The 20,900-nt window shown below is 74.6% G+C and carries 18 protein-coding genes; 10 read left to right on the top strand and 8 right to left on the bottom strand.

Annotation, left to right across the window (positions count from 1 at the left end; translation table 11 throughout):
* Positions 1-17 precede the first annotated feature (17 nt).
* Positions 18-722 carry an NrtR DNA-binding winged helix domain-containing protein gene (locus DQ244_RS05105; RefSeq protein ID WP_113810669.1) on the bottom strand — a complete coding sequence of 235 codons (705 nt, stop codon included), beginning with the start codon at positions 720-722 and terminating at the stop codon, positions 18-20.
* A gap of 71 nt (positions 723-793) precedes the next feature.
* On the opposite strand from DQ244_RS05105, the gene nadA reads away from it, so the two are divergent.
* Genes nadA through nadC form a run of 3 tightly spaced genes read left to right on the top strand, consistent with a single transcriptional unit; the run spans position 794 to position 4,378 of the window.
* Entirely contained in the window at positions 794-1,807 is a 1,014-nt protein-coding gene (nadA, locus tag DQ244_RS05100; RefSeq protein WP_113810299.1) for a quinolinate synthase NadA, read from the top strand.
* 1 nt (position 1,808) lies between these two features.
* Positions 1,809-3,485, top strand: a complete 1,677-nt coding sequence (locus DQ244_RS05095) for an L-aspartate oxidase (protein WP_233491176.1) — start codon at positions 1,809-1,811, stop codon at positions 3,483-3,485.
* The gene (nadC, locus tag DQ244_RS05090; protein ID WP_113810297.1) at positions 3,482-4,378 is read left to right on the top strand and encodes a carboxylating nicotinate-nucleotide diphosphorylase; all 897 of its coding nucleotides are present in this window, start codon (positions 3,482-3,484) and stop codon (positions 4,376-4,378) included. The genes DQ244_RS05095 and nadC overlap by 4 nt, the downstream gene beginning before the upstream one ends.
* Here the strand turns inward: nadC and DQ244_RS05085 are convergent.
* Positions 4,367-5,008 (bottom strand): hypothetical protein, encoded by a 642-nt coding sequence (locus DQ244_RS05085; protein ID WP_113810296.1) that lies wholly within the window; start codon positions 5,006-5,008, stop codon positions 4,367-4,369. The genes nadC and DQ244_RS05085 overlap by 12 nt on opposite strands.
* Before the next feature lie 151 nt (positions 5,009-5,159).
* Positions 5,160-6,197, bottom strand: a complete 1,038-nt coding sequence (locus DQ244_RS05080) for an LLM class flavin-dependent oxidoreductase (RefSeq protein WP_113810295.1) — start codon at positions 6,195-6,197, stop codon at positions 5,160-5,162.
* A 253-nt stretch (positions 6,198-6,450) separates the two neighbouring features.
* Between DQ244_RS05080 and DQ244_RS05075 the strand changes: the two genes are divergently transcribed.
* On the top strand, positions 6,451-8,385 hold the full coding sequence (locus tag DQ244_RS05075) for a bifunctional diguanylate cyclase/phosphodiesterase (protein WP_233491175.1): 1,935 nt from the start codon (positions 6,451-6,453) through the stop codon (positions 8,383-8,385).
* Between the two features lie 58 nt (positions 8,386-8,443).
* Here DQ244_RS05075 and DQ244_RS05070 read toward each other — a convergent pair whose 3' ends face one another.
* From DQ244_RS05070 to DQ244_RS05060, 3 genes are read right to left on the bottom strand one after another with little or no spacing between them, the layout of a single operon-like run.
* Positions 8,444-9,253, bottom strand: a complete 810-nt coding sequence (locus tag DQ244_RS05070; protein ID WP_113810293.1) for an SGNH/GDSL hydrolase family protein — start codon at positions 9,251-9,253, stop codon at positions 8,444-8,446.
* A 57-nt stretch (positions 9,254-9,310) separates the two neighbouring features.
* Positions 9,311-10,276, bottom strand: a complete 966-nt coding sequence (locus tag DQ244_RS05065; RefSeq protein ID WP_113810292.1) for an epimerase — start codon at positions 10,274-10,276, stop codon at positions 9,311-9,313.
* A gap of 9 nt (positions 10,277-10,285) precedes the next feature.
* A complete protein-coding gene (locus DQ244_RS05060; RefSeq protein ID WP_113810291.1) occupies positions 10,286-11,710 on the bottom strand; it encodes an NAD(P)/FAD-dependent oxidoreductase in 1,425 nt (474 codons plus the stop codon).
* A gap of 33 nt (positions 11,711-11,743) precedes the next feature.
* On the opposite strand from DQ244_RS05060, the gene DQ244_RS05055 reads away from it, so the two are divergent.
* The 6 genes from DQ244_RS05055 to DQ244_RS05030 all read left to right on the top strand — a co-directional run bounded on the left by DQ244_RS05055 (position 11,744) and on the right by DQ244_RS05030 (position 18,471).
* Positions 11,744-12,256: a flavin reductase family protein gene (locus DQ244_RS05055; protein ID WP_113810290.1), complete on the top strand. Its 513-nt coding sequence runs from the start codon at positions 11,744-11,746 to the stop codon at positions 12,254-12,256.
* Between the two features lie 142 nt (positions 12,257-12,398).
* Complete coding sequence (locus tag DQ244_RS05050; protein ID WP_233491174.1) at positions 12,399-12,905, top strand: sigma-70 family RNA polymerase sigma factor; 507 nt, start codon at positions 12,399-12,401, stop codon at positions 12,903-12,905.
* Entirely contained in the window at positions 12,889-13,980 is a 1,092-nt protein-coding gene (locus tag DQ244_RS05045) for a hypothetical protein (protein WP_113810288.1), read from the top strand. Before DQ244_RS05050 ends, DQ244_RS05045 begins: the two co-directional genes overlap by 17 nt.
* A gap of 19 nt (positions 13,981-13,999) precedes the next feature.
* Positions 14,000-14,944, top strand: coding sequence for an ABC transporter ATP-binding protein (locus DQ244_RS05040; protein ID WP_233491173.1), 945 nt, complete (start codon positions 14,000-14,002; stop codon positions 14,942-14,944).
* Entirely contained in the window at positions 14,941-15,789 is an 849-nt protein-coding gene (locus DQ244_RS05035; protein ID WP_113810286.1) for an ABC transporter permease subunit, read from the top strand. Before DQ244_RS05040 ends, DQ244_RS05035 begins: the two co-directional genes overlap by 4 nt.
* Positions 15,790-15,867: 78 nt before the next feature.
* Positions 15,868-18,471: a bifunctional FO biosynthesis protein CofGH gene (locus tag DQ244_RS05030; protein WP_113810285.1), complete on the top strand. Its 2,604-nt coding sequence runs from the start codon at positions 15,868-15,870 to the stop codon at positions 18,469-18,471.
* Between the two features lie 24 nt (positions 18,472-18,495).
* Here DQ244_RS05030 and DQ244_RS05025 read toward each other — a convergent pair whose 3' ends face one another.
* Together DQ244_RS05025 and DQ244_RS05020 are read right to left on the bottom strand one after the other, a co-directional pair.
* Positions 18,496-19,299, bottom strand: coding sequence for a hypothetical protein (locus DQ244_RS05025; RefSeq protein WP_113810284.1), 804 nt, complete (start codon positions 19,297-19,299; stop codon positions 18,496-18,498).
* A gap of 158 nt (positions 19,300-19,457) precedes the next feature.
* Entirely contained in the window at positions 19,458-20,867 is a 1,410-nt protein-coding gene (locus DQ244_RS05020) for an APC family permease (RefSeq protein ID WP_113810283.1), read from the bottom strand.
* Positions 20,868-20,900 lie beyond the last annotated feature (33 nt).

Here is a 20,900-nt window from a genome sequence, read left to right as displayed (position 1 = left end):
CGCCCCGGCCTCGTTCCTCAGCGGGCCGACGGCGGCTTGAGGACGGCGAACGGGTCGGTGACCTCCAGGCCGGAGGTGAGGAACCGGTAGAGCGTGGCGGGCCGGCCCCCGGCGCGACCGGAGGCCGCCATCTCCCCCGTCGGCTCCAGCACGCCGCGGCGGAGCAGCACCCGCTGCAGGTTGGTGGCGGTGACCTCGTAGCCGAGCGCGGCGACGTAGACCTCGCGCAGCTCGGCGATGGAGAACGTCGGCGGCGCGAGGGCGAAGGCGACGTTCGTGTACGACAGCTTCGCGCGCAGCCGCTCCAGCCCCGACTCGACGATGGAGCCGTGGTCGAACGCCGTCTGCGGCAGCGCGTCCACGGGGTGCCACGCGGTGTCGCCGGGCAGCACCGGGTCGAGATCGCCGGGGATCAGCCCGAGGTAGGCGGTCGCGACCGTGCGGCTGCGCGGATCGCGGTGCGGGTCGCTACGGGTCTCTAGCTGCTCCAGGTGCGCGAGCTGGGCGACCTCCACCTTCGAGGCGAGCTGCCGGCCCACGGAGGCGCCCAGGGTCTCCTCGGGCAGCAGCGGCCCGCCGGGGAGCGCCCACGCGCCGGCGAAGGGCTCACCGGCGCGTCGCCACAGCATCACGTGCAGCCGCGCGGCCCTGACCTGCAGGACCACGGCCAGGGCCTGGTGCGGGTAGGCCGGTCGCTCCGGCGAGGACCACACGGACGTCACGGATCCCATGCTAGGTTTCCGGGCAGAGGTTTTCGCCTCTCAGTGTGAAACCCACTCCTCCGGAGGTCCCGGTGACCGCAACGCTCCCCGCCCCCACCGCCGCGCAGTGGACCCCGGAGCAGTGGCAGGACTGGCGCGACGAGGTCCGCCGGCTGGCCGCCGAGCGCGACGCCGTCGTCCTGGCGCACAACTACCAGGACGCGCAGATCCAGGACGTCGCCCACCACGTCGGCGACTCCCTCGCCCTCTCCCGGATCGCCGCCTCCAGCGACGCCTCGACGATCGTCTTCGCCGGTGTGCACTTCATGGCCGAGACGGCGAAGATCCTCAGCCCCGAGAAGACCGTGCTGGTGCCCGACGCCGCCGCCGGCTGCTCGCTGGCCGACACGATCACCGCCGACCAGCTCCGCGCCTGGAAGGCCGAGCACCCCGGCGCGGTCGTCGTCTCCTACGTGAACACCACGGCCGAGGTGAAGGCGGAGACCGACATCTGCTGCACCTCCTCCAACGCCGTCGAGGTAGTGAACTCGATCCCCGCCGACCGCGAGGTGCTCTTCCTCCCCGACCAGTTCCTCGGCGCGCACGTCCAGCGCGTCACCGGTCGCGAAAACATGCGGATCTGGATGGGCGAGTGCCACGTGCACGCCGGCATCTCCCCCACCGACCTGCGGGCCAGCGTCGAGGCCGCCCCCGACGCCGAGCTGCTCGTGCACCCCGAGTGCGGCTGCGCCACCAGCGCGCTGTGGATGGTGTCCGACGGCCAGCTGCCGACCGAGCGGGTGCACATCCTCTCCACCGGCGGCATGCTCGACGAGGCCCGGCGGACGACGGCGAAGCGTGTGCTCGTCGCCACCGAGATCGGCATGCTGCACCAGCTGCGCCAGGCCAACCCGACGACGTCGTTCGAGCCGGTGAACTCCCGCGCCGCGTGCCCCTACATGAAGATGTCGACGCCGGAGAAGCTGCTCCGCGCGCTGCGCGAGGGCCGCGACGAGGTCACCGTGGACCCGGGGATCGCGGCCCGAGCCCGCGCCGCCGTCGAGGCGATGGTGGCCATCGGCACCCCGTCGCCGGTCGGTGAGTGAGGTGACGGCGAGCCTCGCCCGCGTCGTCCCCGCCCTGCCGCTGCCCGCGGCCGGCTTTGAGCGGACGACCGACGTGGTCGTCGTCGGCAGCGGCGCCGCCGGGCTCATGACGGCGCTCGCGCTGGCGGGGTCCGGGCGCCGGGTCGTCGTCGTCACCAAGGGCGCGCTGGGTGACGGCAGCACCCGCTGGGCGCAGGGCGGCCTGGCCGCCGTGCTGGGGAACGACGACGACGTCGCGCTGCACCTCGACGACACCCTCGTCGCCGGCGCCGGGCTGTGCGACGAGGACGCCGTGCGCGCGCTGGTCACCGAGGCACCGGCCGCGATCGCGCTGCTGCGGGACCTGGGCGCGCGGCTCGACCTGGCCCCCGACGGCCGACCGGCCCTGACCCGCGAGGGCGGGCACAGCCGCGACCGGATCGTGCACGCCGGCGGGGACGCCAGCGGCGCCGAGGTCACCCGCACGCTGGTCGAGGCCCTGGCCGGCGCCGGGGTGGAGGTGCTGGAGCGGACCGTCGCGCTGGACGCCCTGAGGTCCGCCCGAGGCGAGGTCGTCGGGCTGCGGGTCGCCCGCGTGGCGGACGACGGCGCCCTGACCGACGCCGGGGACCTGCGCGCGCACGCCGTCGTCCTGGCCACCGGCGGGTACGGCCAGGCCTACGCCGCCGCCACCAGCCCGGCCGGCGCGACCGGCGACGGGCTCGCCCTGGCGCTGCGCGCCGGCGCGGAGATCGCCGACGTCGAGATGGTGCAGTTCCACCCGACGGTGCTGTGGCAGGGACCCGGCGCGACCGGGCAGCAGGTGCTCATCAGCGAGGCCGTGCGCGGTGAGGGCGCGGTCCTGGTCGACGGCGGGGGACGGCGGATCATGCCCGGCGCCCACCCGCTGGCCGACCTCGCTCCGCGCGACGTCGTCTCCGCCACCATCGCCGCGCACCTCGCGGCCACCGGTGAGGACTGCGTGCACCTCGACGCCACCGGCCTGGGCGCGGACTTCCTCGCCCGCCGCTTCCCCGGCATCCTCGCCGCCTGCCGGGCCGCCGGGTTCGACCCGGCCACCGAGCCGGTGCCGGTCGCGCCGGGCGCGCACTACACCTGCGGGGGCGTGCTGGCCGACCTCGACGGCCGCACCGGGGTGGCCGGGCTGTACGCCGTCGGCGAGGTCGCGTGCACCGGTGTGCACGGGGCGAACCGGCTCGCGTCGAACTCCATCACCGAGGGGCTGGTCGCCGCCCGGCGGTGCGCCGCCCTGCTCGACGCCGATCTGCCCGCGGGTGCCCCCGCGGCGCCCCGCCCGGTGGCGACCGCGACCGGCGCGATCGACCCGGCGGCCTGCACCGCGATCGGCACCGCCACCAGCCGGTACGCCGGTGTGGTGCGCACGCCTGGAGGACTCGCCGAGCTGGCCGGGACGCTCGCCGCGGCGCCGAGGCTGACCGGGCCGCTGGACCTGGCCGCGGTCGAGGCGACCGCCGTGCACACCGTCGCGACACTGCTGACCACCGCCGCGCTCGCCCGGCGGGAGAGCCGCGGCTGCCACCGGCGCACCGACGCCCCCGCCACCCGACCGGAGTGGCAGGTGCGGCTCGCGCACCGCATCGACGGGACCGGCCACCTGCTCACCCGCACGGTGCCGCTCGCGGCGCAGACGACCGACCAGGACCAGGGAGTGGCATGACCGAGTGGTTCCCGCTGCGGACCGAGCTGGCCGACGTCCTCAGCGCGGCCGGCCTGGACCCGGCGGCGGTCGAGCAGGTCGTCCGCCGCGCCCTCGACGAGGACCTGGCGCTCGGCCCGGACGTCACGACCGAGGCGACGGTGCCCGCCGGCGCCCGGGCGACCGGCGAGATCGTGCCGCGCTCCCCCGGCGTGCTGGCCGGCGTCCCGGTCGCCGCGGCCGTGTTCGAGATCGTGGGCGGGGCCGACGTCGAGGTGATGCTGCACGCCGCGGACGGCATGGCGGCCCGGCCGCGCGCGACGGTCCTCACCGTCACCGGACCGACCCGATCGCTGCTCACCGCCGAGCGGACGGCGCTGAACCTGATCAGCCATCTGTCCGGCGTCGCCACCCTCACGCGCCAGTGGGTGGACGCGGTGTCGGGCACCTCCGCCGCGATCCGCGACACCCGCAAGACCTTCCCGGGGCTGCGGGCGCTGGAGAAGTACGCGGTCCGCTGCGGCGGTGGCGTGAACCACCGGATGGCGCTCGGCGACGCCGCGCTGGTGAAGGACAACCACGTGGCCGCGGCCGGTGGGATCACGGAAGCGGTGGAGGCGGTGCGGGCGCACGCGCCGACCATCGCCCTGGAGGTCGAGTGCGACACCCTCGACCAGGTGCGCGAGGCGATCGCGGCCGGCGTCGAGCTGATCCTGCTGGACAACTTCACGCTCGCCGACACCCGCACGGCGGTCGGGCTGGTGGAGGGCACCGGTGTCCGGCTGGAGGCCAGCGGCGGGCTCTCGCTCGAGCGTGCGGCGGAGGTCGCGGCGACCGGCGTCGACTACCTCGCCGTCGGCGCGCTCACCCACAGCGCCCCGGTGCTCGACCTGGGCTTCGACCTACGCGGCTGAACGCTCCGGCGGGTGCTCGGCGAGGAACCGCAGAGCAGGGCGTTCGTTGCGCCGCACGACGACGATCGTCCCCGCGACCAGCAGGGCGGAGAACCCGACCATCGTGGCGCGCCAGGGCGACGGCGAGCTGATCCACTGCCCGGTGAAGAGGAGCAGCAGGCCCAGCTGGGTCACGATCAGCGATCGTTGATTCAGCTGGTTCTCCGCGAGGAGCCGGACCAGCGGCACGTGCTCGGGGTCGAGCGGTTCGGTGCCGCGAAGTTCCCGGTGCAGGCGCTTCTGCTGCTGCCGGTCGAGCACCATCAGCGGGCTGGTCCAGAGACCGAAGCGGCGGCGGGCGCGCCACTGGATGCGGAGTGCGGTCAGGACGAGGACGACGGAGCCGGCGGCGCCCAGGACTCCGACGATCCGCCGCCAGGCCGGCGTCTCCGCCTCGGTGCCGCCGTCGTGCCCGGCGATGAGACTGAACGCCAGACCGAGCCCGATGCTGACCAGCACGCCGCCGACGACCGCCAGGATCGTCAACCCGCGCAGCCGCCGCACCCTCGCCTCGAGGGTCTCCGACGGAAGGCCGTCGACGATCCGCCGAGCCTCGGCCCAGCGCGCGTCGTCGTCCAGCGAGGCGGTCATGCACCGCAGCCTGTCCGAGGCCCTGGTGGGTGTCGCCCCGCGTGCACCGAACGGGTGACGGCGTCCTGCACGCTGCTCTGCGGGCGGTTCTCGCGGTCAGGTCGTCCTGCAGGACCCGCGGAGCGCGAGGAACACCCGCAGAGCGGCCTGTTCAGCCGCGACGGTCGGGGTGCACCCAGCCGATGGCGGGCGCGACGTGCTCCACCACGTTCTGCAGCAGCCGCGCGTTGTAGTCGACGCCGAGCATGTTGGGCACCGTGATGAGCAGGGTGTCGGCCTCGCGGACGGCGGCGTCCTTCGCCAGCTGCTCGGCGAGCACGTCGGGCTCCGCGGCGTAGCTCTTGCCGAACCGCGAGCGCACGCCCTCGAGCAGTCCGACCTGGTCCTGGCTGGACCGCTCGTCGCCGAAGTACTGGCGGTCGAGGTCGCTGACCAGCGGGACGATGCTCCGGCTCACCGACACCCGGGGCTCGCGCTCCCAGCCGGCGGCGGCCCAGGCGGCGCGGAACCGCTCGATCTGTTCCGCCTGCAGCTGGTCGAAGGGAACACCGGTGTCCTCGCTCAGCAGCGTGGAGCTCATCAGGTTCATGCCCTGCCGAGCGGTCCACTCGCCCGTGGCGAAGGTGCCCGAGCCCCACCAGACGCGCTCGGTCAGGCCGGGCGACTGCGGCTGGATCGGCAGCCGGCCGGAGCGTCCGCCGGTCATCCGGGGGTCGGCGTCGGCCACCGCCTCGCCGGCGATCGCGGCCAGGAACAGCCCGGTCTTCTGCCGGGCGAGGTCGGCGTCGGTGCTGTCCGGGCCGGGCACGTAGCCGAAGCTCTCGGAGCCGCGCAGCGCCGTCTCCGGTGATCCCCGGCTGACCCCGAGCTGGAGCCGGCCGTTGCTGATCAGGTCGGCGGCCGCGGCCTCCTCGGCCATGTAGAGCGGGTTCTCGTACCGCATGTCGATGACGCCGGTGCCGAGCTCGATCCGGCTGGTGCGGGCGGCCATCGCCGACAGCAGCGGGAAGGGCGAGGCCAGCTGCCGGGCGAAGTGGTGCACCCGCACGTAGGCGCCGTCCAGACCGAGCTCCTCGGCGGCCACCGCCAGCTCGATGCTCTGCACCAGCGCGTCCTGCCCGGTGCGCACCTGCGACCCGGGGATGGGCTGCCAGTGCCCGAAGGACAGGAACCCGATCCGCTGCTCCACCGCACTCACCTCTCGTCGTCTGGAGTGCGCAGCACCGGCGACGACGCCGGGATTCCCGCTCGGGACGAGGCCGGACGCGCGGGGCGGAACGGGCCCGGGCTCGGGCGGCTGGTCAGAACCACCCGCCCGGCCGCCCGGGCACGGCACATTCTGCCGAGAGGACACGCACAACTAACACGGAGTGACGGCACGAACACGACTCTCCGTCGCCCGGTTCCGTCACTTTTCGATGACGATGGGTGACGCTGTCCCGGTGAGCCTTCCCGCACCCGACATGCCGCGGTCCCCGGGCACGCCCGGCAGCACCGCCGGGCAGCGTTTGCGGGCCATCGACACGCTGCTCGCGGACCGGGGTCAGCTCTTCCAGGCGCTCTTCCTCTCGGCGCCGATCCCCCAGGCCCTCGTCGACCTCGACGGGCACGTGCTGGTGGCCAACCCGCGGATGTGCGCCCTCACCGGCCGCACCCCCGAGAGCCTGTCCGGCCGGCACATCGACCTGCTGGCCCACCCGGACGACCCGCCGGTCGGCGACCTCGGTCTCGAGTCACCGCCCGGCGAGCCGGTCATGGACCCCAACCTCCTGCTCGACGGCGAGCGCCGGCTGCGCCGCTCCGACGGCACCGAGCTGTGGGTCGTGCAGTCGCACGAGATCGTGCGCCAGAACAACGGGACGCCGCAGTTCGTCGTCCTCTCGATGGTCGACGTCACCGACCGCCGTCGCGCGGAGGAGGACGCCGTCCGCCGGGCCTACACCGACCCGCTGACCGGCCTGCCCAACCGCCGCGCGCTCACCGACCGGCTGCGGCACGCCGTCGCGCTCTCCCGTCGCCGCGGCCTGCAGGTCGGCCTGGTGCACCTCAACATCGACCGCTTCCAGGCGGTCAACGAGGCGCTGGGCCACGAGGCCGGCGACCTGCTGCTCAGCCAGTTCGCCGACCGCCTCCGCTGGAGCACCCGGGTCGAGGACACCGCCGTGCGCCTCGGCGCCGACGAGTTCCTGGTCGTGGCCGAGGACGTCGAGGACCTCGCGGGCCTGCGCACGCTCGCCGAGCGGCTGCTCGGCGTCCTGGACGAGCCGTTCGTGGTGCAGGACCGGGAGCTGACCCTGTCGGCCAGCGTCGGGCTCACCCTCGGCTCCGACATGACCCCCGACGACCTGCTCCGGCAGGCGCAGAGCGCGCTCACCCGCGCCAAGGCCGACGGCCAGCGCGCCCGCATCGAGGTGCACGAGGGCGCTCTCAGCCGCAACGAGGTCGACGCCCTGCAGCTGGAGACCGACCTCCGGCACGCGCTGGACCACGACGAGCTTCGGCTCTTCTACCAGCCGATCGTGCACCTGGCCGACGAGACGCTGCTCGGCTACGAGGCGCTCATCCGCTGGCAGCACCCCACCCGCGGGCTGCTCCCCCCGGGCGCCTTCCTCGACGCCGCCGAGAACAACCGGCTCACCTCCAAGCTCGGCGCGTGGGTCCTCCGCCGCGCCTGCCTGGACGCCGTCACCTGGCCCGACGACCTGCGGGTGCACGTCAACATCTCCGCCCGCCACCTCGCCGAGGACGGCTTCAGCGAGCTGGTCGCCGCGGCCCTGGAGGAGTCCGGGCTGCCGCCGCACCGCCTGGAGCTGGAGATCACCGAGTCGACGGCGCTCTTCGCCGCCGAGGCCACGCTGCACTCGGTCGCCGTCGTCACCCAGCAGGGCGTGACGCTCGCGCTGGACGACTTCGGCACCGGCTACTCGGCGATCACCGCGCTGCACCGGCTGCCGATCCACACCGTGAAGATCGACCGCTCGTTCGTCGCCGACGTCGTCACCGAGCCCTCGACCGCCGCGCTCGTGCACGGCCTGCTGCAGCTCGGCCGCGGCATGGGCCTCCAGGTCATCGCCGAGGGCATCGAGGACCTGGACCAGGCCGACTGGCTGCTCCGGCACGGCTGCGCCATGGCCCAGGGCTTCGCCTTCGGCCGTCCCGCACCGCTGCCCAGCCCGGCGGAGGTGCTGATGAGCGAGGCCACCCAGGCCCCGGTCGAGGACGTCGCCGGCCCGCTGCTGCCCGAGCTGGAGGTCCCGCCGGTCTCGCTGCCCAAGCCGCGGATCCCCCCGACGCCCGAGGCCCACGACCTGCACGACACCGGGTCGTTCGCGGCGCGCACCCTCTTCGACGAGCTCGCCGACCCCGAGGACCTGTAACCGCAGCCCGTCGTGCACCCGAGGCCGTCATCCGCGCTGGATGACGGCCTCGTGCGCGCTAGAGGGCCGGCTTCGGGAGGGTGAGCGGGACGGGGCGCTTGGGCTGCCGGCCGTCGCCGGACGAGCGCCCGCGCAGCCGCCGGCCGATCCACGGGGCGACGAAGCCGCGCACCCACGCCGCCTCCTCCGCCACCGCCGCGCGCAGCGCCCGCGGGGCCTGCGGCGGGAGCGGGGTGCGCCAGTCCTCGCCGTCGGCACCGGGCAGGCCGAGCGCGGCCGCGGCCGCCAGCGCCATGCGGCGGTGGCCCTCGTCGGTCATGTGGATGCGGTCGGAGTCCCACAGCCGGAAGTCCTGCACCCAGGCCGCGCCCCACTGGTCGAGCACCACGGCGCCGGTGCGGTCGGCGATCGACCAGATGTTGGCGTTGTGGATCGCGATCTTGCCGCGGACCCGGCGCAGGATCGGGGTGTTGCGGGTGTCGACGCTGGTCGCCAGCAGCACGTCGGCACCGGCCTCGCGGAAGCGGACCACCGCCGCCTCCAGCCCGGCGGCGAGCTCGTCGGGGTCCGAGCCGGGGCGCATCAGGTCGTTGCCGCCGGCGACCAGGCTGACCAGGTCGGGCCGGGCCGCCAGCGCGACCTCCACCTGCTCGTCGACGACCTGGCGCAGCAGCCGCCCCCGGATGGCGAGGTTGGCGTACTCGACGTCGTCGTCGGAGGCGGTGGCCAGGTGCTCGGCGAGCCGGTCGGCCCAGCCGCGGAACTCACCCGGCCGCGCCGGGTCGGGGTCGCTCAGCCCCTCGGTGAACGAGTCACCGAGGGCGATGTAGCGACGCCAGGGGGACGGTGCGGAGAGGTCGGCGGGCACCCGTCCACTCCAGCACGACCGCACCGCCACCTGCCTGCGGCCCGGGCGTGAACCGGCTCACCGCCGGCGCCGCTCCGCCACCAGGTCGCGGGCCGCCTCGTCCCAGGTCGGGTGGACGAAGGTGAACCCGGCGTCGAGCAGCCGCCCGGGCACCACCCGGCGGCTCTTGAGCAGCAGCTCGGTGTCGGTGCGCAGGACGAAGGCACCGATCTCGGCCATCCAGGCGGTGGCGGGCAGCCCCGGCCGCCTCCCCCACGCCCGGCGCAGCGAGCGCATCAGCTCCCGCTGGGTCACCGGCCCGGGCGCGGCGAGGTTGACCGGACCGTCGACGTCCTCGAGGTCGAGGAGCAGCTCCACCGCCCGCACGAAGTCCTCGCCGTGGATCCACGACACGTACTGGCGGCCACCGGCGACCGGGCCCCCGACACCGATCCGGGCCATCCACGACAGGTAGTCGAAGACCCCGCCGCGGTCGGGGGTCATCACCATCGCCGCCCGGAGCGCGACCCGGCGGGTGCCCGGGACGTCGGCCGCCGCCTGGGTCTCCTCCCACCGGCGGGCGATGCGCACGCTGTACTCCCAGTAGAGCGGCACGTCGGGTTCCTCGCCGCCGATGATCCCGTTCGCCTCGTCGTGCGGGAGGTCGTCGGGCCGGCTGCGGGCGTCGGCGTAGATCGTCGCCGTGCTCATCTGCAGCCAGACGCGCGGCGGCCGGGTGGCCCGCTCGATCGCCTCGCCGACCACCCGGGTGGAGTCGACGCGCGAGTCCATCATCTGGCGCAGGTTCCGGTCGTTGTAGCGAGCGCTCACCGTCCGGCCCGCGAGGTTGACGACCGCGTCCGCGCCGTCGAACTCCTCCGCCCAGGCGCCGAGCGTCCGGCCGTCCCACAGGACGTGCCGGACGCCGTCCTCCAGCTGCTCCGGCCGCCGGCTCAGCACGACGACGTCGTGCCCCTGCGCGGCCAGGGCCCGCCGCAGCAGGCCGCCCACCTGCCCCGTGCCGCCGGGGAGGACGATCTTCATGCCGCGAACCTAGCCGCGATAGGTCTCCAGCAACCTCAGCCAGATCTCGCTGATCGTCGGGTAGGCCGGGACGGCGTGCCAGAGCCGGCCGATCGGCACCTCGCCGACCACCGCGATCGTCGCCGCGTGCAGCAGCTCGGCCACCGCCGGGCCGACGAAGGTGACGCCGAGCAGCACCTCGCGCTCGGTGTCCACGACGGCCACCGCGGTGCCCTCGTACCCGTCGGCGAAGAGCGAGGCGCCGGCGACGCTGCCGATCGCGTACTCGACGACGCGGTGCGGGAGGCCATCGGACTCGGCCTGCGCCGAGGTGCGCCCGACGCTGGCGACCTGGGGCGAGGTGAACACCACCGACGGCGTCGCGACGTCGTCGGCGGTGGCCACGAACGGCGACCACGGCGACGTGTCGGCCTCCTCGCCGCGGGCGCGCGCCACGATCGCCGCGCCGGCCTGGCGGGCCTGGTACTTGCCCATGTGGGTCAGCTGCCGGCGGCCGTTGACGTCGCCGACGCCGTAGAGCCAGCTCGAGCCCTCGACCCGCAGCGTGCTGTCGACCGAGAGGTACTCCCCCGGCTCGAGGCCCACGGTGTCCGCGCCGATGTCGTCCGTGCGGGCCTTCCGGCCGACGGCGACCAGCACCTCGTCGCCGCGGAACTCCTGGCCGTCGTCGGTGGTCAGCACGACCTCGGTCCCGTCCCGGCGGGCGCCGGTCACCGAGGTCGTCAACCGCACCTCGACACCCGCGTCGCGCAGCGCCGCACCGACCGCTTCCCCAGCCTGCGGCTCCAGGCCCGGCAGCAGCCGCTCCCCCCGCTGCAGCACGGTCACCTGCGAGCCGAGCGCCTGCCAGGCCGTCGCCATCTCGCAGCCCACGTAGCCACCGCCGAGCACCAGCAGCCGGGCCGGGGCCCCCTTGGCGCTGGTCGCCTCCCGCGGCGTCCAGGGGACGACGTCGGCCAGCCCGTCGATCGGCGGCACCGCGGCCATCGACCCGGTGCAGACGGCGACCGCGTGCCGGGCGGTCAGCCGGACCGTGCCGCCCTCGTCGTCGGTGACCACGACGGTCCGCTCGCCGTCCAGCCGCCCGGTGCCGCGCAGCAGGTCGATGCCCGCGGACTCCAGCCACTCCACCTGCGAGGCGTCGTCCCAGTTCGAGGTGAAGGAGTCGCGGCGGGCCAGCGTCGCCGCGACGTCCTGCTCGCCGGTCACCGCCGCGGCCGCGCCGGGCACGGCCCGGGCCTCGGCCAGCACCTCGGTGCCGCGCAGCAGCGCCTTGCTGGGCATGCAGGCCCAGTACGAGCACTCGCCGCCGACCAGCTCCGGCTCCACGACGACCGCGGTCAGCCCACCGCGGACGACGATGTCGGCCACGTTCTCCCCGGTCGAGCCGCCTCCGAGGACGACGACGTCGTACGTGCGCTCCGATGCATCCACCGCTCCATCCTGGGGTTGTGGTCGACTGGGCGCATGCCGGTCGACCGCACCGAGTTCGCCGCTGCGCTGAGCCAGTACGCCGCCGGGGTCTGCCTGCTGACCGTCCGGGACGACATCGACGACGTCGGCACGACCGTCAGCTCGGTGATGAGCGTGTCGTCCGCGCCCCCGCTGGTCGCGGTGGGGCTCTCCGCCGACGGCTACCCGGCCGAGGTGCTGGAGTCCGTCGGCACCTGCGCGCTCACGGTGCTCGGCGCCGCGCACGCCATCGTCGCCTCCCGCTTCTCCTCCGCGGGGCGGCCCAGCGCCCGGCACCTGCTGGAGACCGTGCCGTGGACGCGGGCGGAGACCAGCGGCGGGATCGTGCTGCGGGAGGCCCCGGCGGCGCTGGACTGCCGGCTGGAGCGGCTGGTCGAGGCCGGGGACCACGTCCTGGCGCTGCTGGAGGTGGTGGGCGTGCCGGTGCTGAACCCCGCGGTGCCTCCGCTGCTGCGGCTGCGCGGCCGGTTCGTCGACGAGACGGGCGCCCCTGCCGGTCGCGGCTGAGCGATCTCCGGCGCGGATGTCACATCCGCGGGCCCGGCGGTGCTAGTCAGGCATGGAGCTCGTTCAACGGGGACGACCGGCAGCCGCCGTCGTCCTGGCACGCCCCCGCGCCGCGGTGGGCCGACCCGGAGGGTTGGGCGCCGTGGCGACGTCGGTGCGGCCCGACCTCGAGGATGTCTTCCGCCGCGAGTACTCGCGGGTCGTCGGCGTCGCGGCCCGGGTGCTCGGCTCGCGGGACCAGGCGGAGGACGTCGCCCAGGAGGTCTTCCTCTCCTTCGGCCGCTCCCGGGTCCCGGCCGGGGAGGCCGGCGGCTGGCTGTCCGTGGCCGCCGCGCACACCGCGCTCAACCTGATCCGCTCGGGCCGCCGGCGCGCGTCCCGCGAGGAGACCGTCGCCGCCGCCGACACCGCCGTCGTCCCCGACGTGGCCGACACGGTGCTCACCCGCGAGGAGCGCAGCCGCGTCCGGGCCGCCCTCGCCACCCTCCCCCGCACCCAGGCCGTTGCCCTGGTGCTGCGCCACAGCGGCCTCAGCTACGCCGAGGTCGCCGCCGCTCTCGACCTGTCCCCCGGCAGCATCGGCACGACGGTCCGTCGCGCCGAGGCCGCCCTTCGCGAGGAGCTGAACCGCCATGCGTCATCCGACTGAGGGCGTGCTGCGCCGGCTGGTCGACGAGCCCGCCGGCGTCTCAGACGCCGACCGGGCGCACGTCGCCGGCTGCGACACCTGCCTGCGGGCCCTGGACGAGATCCGCGCGGACGCCGAGCTCGTCGGCGCCGCGCTCGCGACGTCCGGGTCCTCCGCCGTCGACACCGACGCCGCCTGGGCCCGGTTCTCGACGGCCCCCGCGTCGGCCCCTGCGCCGGTGTTCCGCCCGGCGCCCACCGCCGCACCCGCCCGCTGGCGGACCGCCGTCCGGCGTCCGGCGGTCGCCGCGCTCGGTGCCACGGTCCTGCTGGCCGGTGCGGGCGTGGCCGCGGCCAACGACTGGCTGCCGATCTTTCAGGCCGAGCAGATCGACCCGATCGCGGTGACCAGCGCCGACCTGGTGCAGATCCCCGACCTCTCCGCCTACGGCGACCTGCAGGTCGTCCGCGAGCCCGAGCCGGAGCAGGTGGCCGACGCGGCCGCTGCGGAGGAGCGCACCGGCCTGGCGGTCCCCGAGGTGGGCGAGCTGCCCGAGGGCGTCACCGGCGACCCCACCTACCAGGCCGCCGGCGTCCTCGAGGCGACCTTCACCTTCTCCGCCGCGAAGGCCGCGCAGGCCGCGGCGGCCGAGGGCGAGGTGCTGCCGCCGACGCCCGCGGGCCTGGACGGCAGCCGGCTGCGGCTGCAGGCCGGACCGGGCGTCGCGGCGATGTGGGCCCAGCCGACGGGTGTGCCCACGCTGGTGGTCGCCCGGGTGGGCGCACCGACCGTGGCCTCCTCGGGGGTGCCGTTCGAGACCGTCCGCGACCACCTGTTGTCGCTGCCCGGCCTGCCCGAGAACGTCGCCCAGCAGCTGCGCGGCCTCGCGGCCGACGCCGGCACGCTGCCGCTGCCGGTGCCCGCGGAGCTGGTCACCAGCTCCACGGCCGACGTCGACGGCGCCGAGGCCACCGTGCTCACCTCCCGCGACGGGTTGTTCGCCGGCGTGGTCTGGGTGGAGGACGGCGTGATGACCGGGGTGGCCGGCACGCTCAGCGCCGACGAGCTGCTGCAGGTCGCCCGTGGGCTCCGCTGACGCCGCTACCGTCCGCGGCGTGACGTCCGACCCGCTCGCCGGCATCCCGCCGTCCCCGGCGGTCTGGTGCTCCGGGCTGCGCAAGCGGTACGGACGCCGGACCGCCGTGGACGACGTCTCCTTCACGGTGGGCCGCGGCGAGGTCGTCGGGCTGCTGGGCCCCAACGGCGCCGGGAAGACCAGCGTCATCAAGATGCTGCTCGGCCTGGTGCGGCCCGACGCGGGCGAGGTGCTGCTGCTCGGCCGTCCCTCGACCGATCCCCGCTCGCGCAGCGCCGTCGGGTACCTGCCCGAGCTCTTCCGCTACCAGCCCTGGCTGACCGCGGCCGAGGTGCTCGACCTGCACGTGAAGCTGGCCGGTGCCGACGTCGATGCCTCCGAGCGGCGCGAGTGCCTGGCGCTGGTCGGGCTGGCCGAGCGCGCCGGCGACCGGGTCGGCGGGTTCTCCAAGGGCATGCAGCAGCGCCTCGGCCTCGCCGTCGCGCTGGTCGCCCGCCCGGAGCTCGTCGTCCTCGACGAGCCGACCAGCGCCCTGGACCCGCTGGGCCGCGTCGACGTCCGCGACATCGTGCTCTCGCTGAAGTCCCGCGGCGTCGCCGTGCTCCTGAACTCGCACCTGATCGGCGAGGTGGAGCGGGTGTGCGACCGGGTCGTGATCCTCGACCGGGGCCGGGTGGCCGCGTCCGGCACGCTGGCCGAGCTGCTCGGCCAGCGCGAGGTGCGGCTCCGGCTCGCCGGAGCCGACGGACCGGCCGAGGAGCGCATGCGGGCGGCCGGCGCGCTGACCCGCAGCGGCGACTGGTTCACCGTCCAGCTCACCTCCGACGACGACGGCGTCACGGTGCCCGACCTGGTGCGCGACCTCGTCGGCCTCGGCGTGCGCGTGCACGCCGTCGAGCCGGTGCGGATCAGCCTGGAGGAGCGCCTGCTCGCCGTGCTCCGGCACGAGGAGGTCGCCCCGTGATCGCGCTGACCGTCGCCGGCCTGACCCTGCGCGAGGCCTTCCGGCGCCGCGTCGTCTGGGCGCTGCTCGTGCTCACCGTGGTGCTGCTCGCCCTGAGCGGCTGGGGGTTCTCCAAGCTGATCGGGCTGGACACCGACCTCGGCACCATGACCAGCGGCGAGGCCCGGCTGATCGCCTCGGTGCTGCTGAACCTGATCATGTTCGGGTTCAGCCTGATCGCGGCGATCGGCACCGCGTTCCTGGCCGGGCCGACGTTGTCCGGCGAGGTCGAGTCCGGGCAGGCGCTGGCGATCCTCGCCCGGCCGGTCCGCCGCTCGTCGGTGCTGCTCGGCAAGTGGCTCGGCCTGCTCACCTTCGGCTGCGGCTACGTGGTCGTGGCCGGGCTGGCGCAGCTGCTGGTGGTGCGCTGGGCGGTCGGCTACTGGCCCCCGGATCCGGTCGCCGGGCTGCTCCTGCTCGCCGCCGAGACCGTGGTGCTGCTGACCCTGGCCCTGCTGCTGTCCAGCGTCGTCTCGCCGCTGGCGTCCGGGATCATCTCGGTCGGGCTCTTCGGCGCTACCTGGGTGGCGGGCGTCGTCGGCGGGATCGGCGCGGCGCTGGGCAACGAGGGCGTGGAGCGAGTCGGGTCGGTGTCACGGGTCGTGCTGCCCACCGACGGGTTGTGGCGCGGTGCGATGAACGCCTTCCAGGACCCGTTCGCGCTCGCCCAGATGGGCCAGGGCGAGGCCGGGTTCCCGTTCCTCAGCGATGCCCCGCTCACCGCCGCCTACCTGGTGTGGGCGGCGGTCTGGATCGCCGTCGTCTGGGGGCTGACCGCGCTGTCCTTCCAGCGCCGCGACGTCTGACGAAGGACCACCCTTCCCCCCACACCTCGCACGCTCGGCGCGGGTCCCTGAAGGGTGGCCGGGATAGCGTTGTGACCGATGAGTCCGCTGCCTGCCCCCACCGAGTCCGCCGTCCGCCGCGTCCTGGTGCGCGCCGAGCGCGGCGTGACCCTCGACGCGGTCGAGGCCGAGACGCTGCTGCACGCCCGCGGCCTGGGCGAGGGCGAGCCGCTGGACCGGCTGCTCACCGCCGCCGGCCGGGTGCGCGACGCCGGCCTGGCGTCGGCCGGGCGGCCCGGCGTCGTCACCTACAGCCGCAAGGTGTTCATCCCGCTCACCCACCTGTGCCGCGACCGCTGCCACTACTGCACGTTCGTGACGACGCCGGGCCAGCTCCGGGCGCAGGGCAAGGCCCCCTACCTCTCCCCCGACGAGGTGCTCGACGTCGCCCGCGCGGGAGCGGCGATGGGTTGCAAGGAGGCGCTGTTCACCCTGGGCGACCGGCCCGAGGAGCGCTGGCCCGTCGCGGCGGAGTGGCTGGAGGCGCACGGCTTCGACTCGACGCTGGGCTACCTGCGCGCGATGGCGATCCGGGTGCTCGAGGAGACCGGGCTGCTGCCCCACCTCAACCCCGGCGTGCTGTCGTGGGAGGAGATCCAGCGGCTCAAGCCGGTCGCCGCCTCCATGGGGATGATGCTGGAGACGACGGCGACGCGGCTGTGGTCCGATCCCGGCGGCCCGCACTTCGGCTCCCCGGACAAGGAGCCCGCCGTCCGGCTGCGGGTGCTGGAGGAGGCCGGGCGCTCCGCCGTCCCGTTCACCACCGGCGTGCTGCTCGGCATCGGCGAGGACTACGCCGAGCGGGTGGACGCCGTCCTGGAGATCCGCGCCAGCGCGCAGCGGCACGGGCACGTGCAGGAGACGATCGTCCAGAACTTCCGGGCGAAGCCGCGCACCGCGATGCAGGCGCACGACGACCTGGAGCTGCAGGAGTACATCGCCGCCGTCGCCGTCACCCGGCTGCTGCTCGGGCCGAAGGCTCGCGTGCAGGCGCCGCCGAACCTCAGCGACTCCACCGAGCTCGGCCTGCTGCTGCGCGCCGGCGTCGACGACTGGGGCGGGGTCTCCCCGCTGACGCCGGACCACGTGAACCCCGAGCGGCCCTGGCCGAACATCGACAAGCTGGCGGCCCTGTCCGCCGAGGCAGGCTTCGAGCTGCGCGAGCGGCTGGCCGCCCAGCCGCCGTACGTGCTGCAGCCCGAGCCGTGGCTGGACCCGCGGGTGCGCCCGCACGTCGACGCGCTGGCCGGCCCCGACGGACTGGCGGTCGAGGGCCGCAACCCGGTCGGGCTGCCGTGGCAGGAGCCGGACGAGGCGTGGACGTCGACCGGGCGGGTGGACCTGCACGTCGAGGTCGACACCGTCGGCCGCACCGCCGACCGGCGCAGCGACTTCGACGCCGTCTACGGCGACTGGTCCGAGCTGCGGTCGCGCACCGAGAGCGCCCGCGACGGGCACTCGACGGCGCTGACCGTCGGCGACCCGGAGGTGCTGGCCGCGCTGCTGCACGCCGAGCAGGACCCGGCCGGGCTGACCGACGCGGAGTACCTCACGCTGCTGGGCGCCGACGGCACCGACCTCGAGCACCTGTGCGCGCTGGCCGACGCCGTGCGGGCCGACGTCAACGGCGACGACGTCACCTACGTCGTGAACCGGAACATCAACTTCACCAACGTCTGCTACACCGGCTGCCGGTTCTGCGCGTTCGCCCAGCGGCGCACCGACGCCGACGCCTACACGCTCTCGATGAGCCAGGTCGGCGACCGGGTCGACGAGGCGTGGGCCGCCGGCGCGACCGAGATCTGCATGCAGGGCGGCATCCACCCCGACCTGCCCGGCACCGCCTACTTCGACCTGGCCCGCACGGTGAAGAAGCGGCAGCCCGGCATCCACCTGCACGCCTTCTCGCCCATGGAGATCGTCAACGGCGCGGCCCGCACCGGGCTGTCGTTCCGCGAGTTCCTCACCGAGCTCAAGGCGGCCGGTCTCGACTCGATCCCAGGCACCGCGGCCGAGATCCTCGACGACGACGTCCGCTGGGTGCTGACCAAGGGCAAGCTGCCGACGGCGACCTGGCTGGAGATCATCGGCACCGCGCACGAGGTCGGGATCCCGACGACGTCGACGATGATGTACGGGCACGTGGACACCCCGGCGCACTGGGTCGCGCACCTGCGCACCCTGGCCGCGCTGCAGGACCGCACCGGTGGCTTCACCGAGTTCGTGCTGCTGCCGTTCGTGCACCACAACTCGCCGATCTACCTGGCCGGCGTCGCCCGCCCGGGGCCGGCGGTGCGGGAGAACCGGGCGATCCACGCGGTCGCGCGGCTGCTGCTGCACGGGCGCATCCCGAACATCCAGACCTCGTGGGTCAAGCTCGCCGACGCCGGCACCAAGGCGGTGCTGCAGGGCGGGGCCAACGACCTCGGCGGCACGCTGATGGAGGAGACCATTAGCCGGATGGCCGGCAGCGAGAACGGCTCGCTGAAGACCATCGCCGAGCTTGAGGCCATGGCCGCCGCGATCGGCCGGCCCGCTCGTCAGCGGACGACGGAGTACGGCACGCCCTCGGCCGAACGGATCGCCACCGCCCGCTCCGACGAGGGCCGCGCCCGGCTCACCCTGTCGATCACCCCGCGCTGACGCGTTCCCGCCTCGGGAGCCGCGCTACTCCGGTGGTTTCCCCACGACGGCGAGCTCCAAGTAGTACGGCAGGCCAGACCACATGAGGCCCGCGGTGCCCAGGATCCAGTCGCCGTCATCGCCCGGCCGAGCCGGCACATGGCCGCACACGGTCAACCCGACGTCGCGCCAGTCGGGATCGCGCTTCCTCAGCCGGAACGGGATGTAGACACCCGGTCGGTGCGGCCCTCCGCCGTCCGCCGGTCGCCAGGCGCCGTCGTCGGCTGCGGCCGGCAGCCTCGCCAGCACCTCGGCCGGCGGGACGTCGTGACCGGACCAGGCCAACCGCTCCAGGACCGGCCGGACCGAGTGGTCGAACTCGTCCTCCAGCCGCTGGACCACCCGGAGCAGCGCGACGGTTCCGTCGCTCGCCGACCAGGCCAGCACCATGCCTGCCTCCAGGTCGGTGACCTCGCGCCAAGGGCGGCGGAGCGTCTTGCGGTTCGGCTGCGGTCCGGTCAGCTGCTCGCGCAGCGCCGCCAGGACGGCAGCACGCTCCGCCGCGAACTCGGGGCCGGCCTCCTGCCAGCGGACGAGGTCCCGACCGGAGTCGATCGCCTCGACGGCCCGATCACGGACGCGCTCGTCCAGCCGGCCGACCTCGAACTGGGCAGCCGCCAGAGCCAGCCAGAGCACCGGCTCCTCGTCGGGCCCGAGCTCTTCCCAGCCCTCGATGCTCTGGCGGGTCGCCTCGTCGTCGGGGACCCGGTCCAGGAGTGCCTTCCGGTACAGATCACGGACGTCGCACGCCAGGTCGTCGTCGAAGATCGCGGGCCCACTGGAACTCATGGTGCGCAGCCTGCCCGAGAGCGGATCGGCAGCGATCGTCGGCCGAACTCGCGATCGCCACCGCGGCCGCCGCCATCGCGGAGGGGAACGGCCGTCTCGACGTCGCCTCCGCGTTGCTCACCGGTCGCGTCGCCGTCGCCGGCTGACGCCCCGAGCAGTCACCGCATGCGCGCGGCCAGGACCCTCGCCTCGGCCTCGGGTCCGGGGCCCACGCGCGGCACCCGGAGCATGAAGACCACGCCGATGACCCACCACAGGCCCAAGATGACCCACTCGTAGGGCCACACCAGGGCGGCCGGCATGCCCGGCATGAAGAGGATGCCGAGCCCGAACGCCAGCACGGCCGCGACCACACCGGTGGCCGTGCCTCCGGGCGCCCGGAAGGGCCGGTCCATCCCCGGCTCCCGGCGCCGCAGCACGACGAAGCTCAGCGCCACCATCACGTAGGCGACGATGATGCTCAGACCGCCGGCATCGACCATCCAGACCAGGGTCTGCCGGCCGAACAGCGGCGCGAGGACCGAGAGCCCACCGATGAAGATCAGGGCGTTGCCGGGGGTGCGGTAGCGCGGGTGGAGCCGGCCGAACCAGCGCGGCAGCATGCCGGACTGGGCCAGCGCGTAGACCAGCCGGCTGGCGCCGATGAGGAAGCCGTTCCACGAGGTCAGGATCCCGGCGATGCCACCGAGGACCAGGATCGTCCCCATCGCGTCGCTGCCCCACAGGGCGGTCATGCCGTCGGCGGCCGCGAGCTCGGACGCGGCGAGCTCTCCGACCGGGAGCGAGGAGCCGACGGTCAGCATGATGAGCACGTACCAGGCCACGGCCATCAGCACCGAGAGCAGGAGCAGCTGGCCGATCTGCCGGTAGGGCAGCTTGATCTCCTCGGCGGACTGCGGGATGACGTCGAAGCCCACGAAGAGGAACGGCGTGGCGACCAGCACGCCGACCAGCCCGGCGACGCCGCCGGTGATCAGCGGCTCCATGTTCTCCGTGCTCCCGCCCACGAAGCTGCCGAGGAGCAGCGCCGCGCCGACCGCGAGGAGGAACAGGACGGCGATGCTCTGGAACACCGCCGCGGGCCGGACGCCGATGTAGTTCAGCCCGGTCATCACGATCGCGGAGACGATCCCGACCGCCGCCCAGGTGGCGTAGACGTCGTACCCGGCGACGCTCCACATCCGGCCGGCGAGCATGTCGGGGAAGAGGTAGAGCATCGTCTGCGGCAGCGCGACCGCCTCGAACGCCACCACCGAGACGTAGCCGAGCACCAGGGTCCACGAGGTGAAGAACGCGGGGCGGCTGCCCATCGCCCTGAGGACGTAGTTGTGCTCCCCGCCGACGTGCGGCATGGCCGACACCAGCTCGGCGTAGGTCAGGCCGACCAGGGCGACCACGATCCCACCGAGGACGAAGGCCAGCGCCGCGCCGAGCGGCCCGGCACCTTCCAGGAAGCCTCCGGTCAGGACGATCCAGCCGAAACCGATCATCGCGCCGAAGGCGACGGCCAGGACGTCCCAGCGTCCGAGCGTGCGGATGAAGCCGTCGGAGGTCTTCTGGGAAGCCATGCCCACTCCCCATGCCGCGGTGGTGGCCGCGGG

It is taken from the genome of Blastococcus sp. TBT05-19, from assembly GCF_003319095.1.
Classification (GTDB): Bacteria; Actinomycetota; Actinomycetes; order Mycobacteriales; family Geodermatophilaceae; genus Blastococcus.
This window is presented reverse-complemented; position numbering and strand designations above follow the sequence as displayed.

Coding starts and splice junctions, on each gene's coding strand:
- DQ244_RS05030 (WP_113810285.1), top strand. CDS start 15,868: ATGAGTCCGCTGCCTGCCCCCACCGAGTCCGCCGTCCGCCGCGTCCTG.
- DQ244_RS05045 (WP_113810288.1), top strand. CDS start 12,889: ATGCGTCATCCGACTGAGGGCGTGCTGCGCCGGCTGGTCGACGAGCCC.
- nadC (WP_113810297.1), top strand. CDS start 3,482: ATGACCGAGTGGTTCCCGCTGCGGACCGAGCTGGCCGACGTCCTCAGC.
- DQ244_RS05025 (WP_113810284.1), bottom strand. CDS start 19,299: ATGAGTTCCAGTGGGCCCGCGATCTTCGACGACGACCTGGCGTGCGAC.
- DQ244_RS05065 (WP_113810292.1), bottom strand. CDS start 10,276: ATGAAGATCGTCCTCCCCGGCGGCACGGGGCAGGTGGGCGGCCTGCTG.
- DQ244_RS05020 (WP_113810283.1), bottom strand. CDS start 20,867: ATGGCTTCCCAGAAGACCTCCGACGGCTTCATCCGCACGCTCGGACGC.
- DQ244_RS05085 (WP_113810296.1), bottom strand. CDS start 5,008: ATGACCGCCTCGCTGGACGACGACGCGCGCTGGGCCGAGGCTCGGCGG.
- DQ244_RS05055 (WP_113810290.1), top strand. CDS start 11,744: ATGCCGGTCGACCGCACCGAGTTCGCCGCTGCGCTGAGCCAGTACGCC.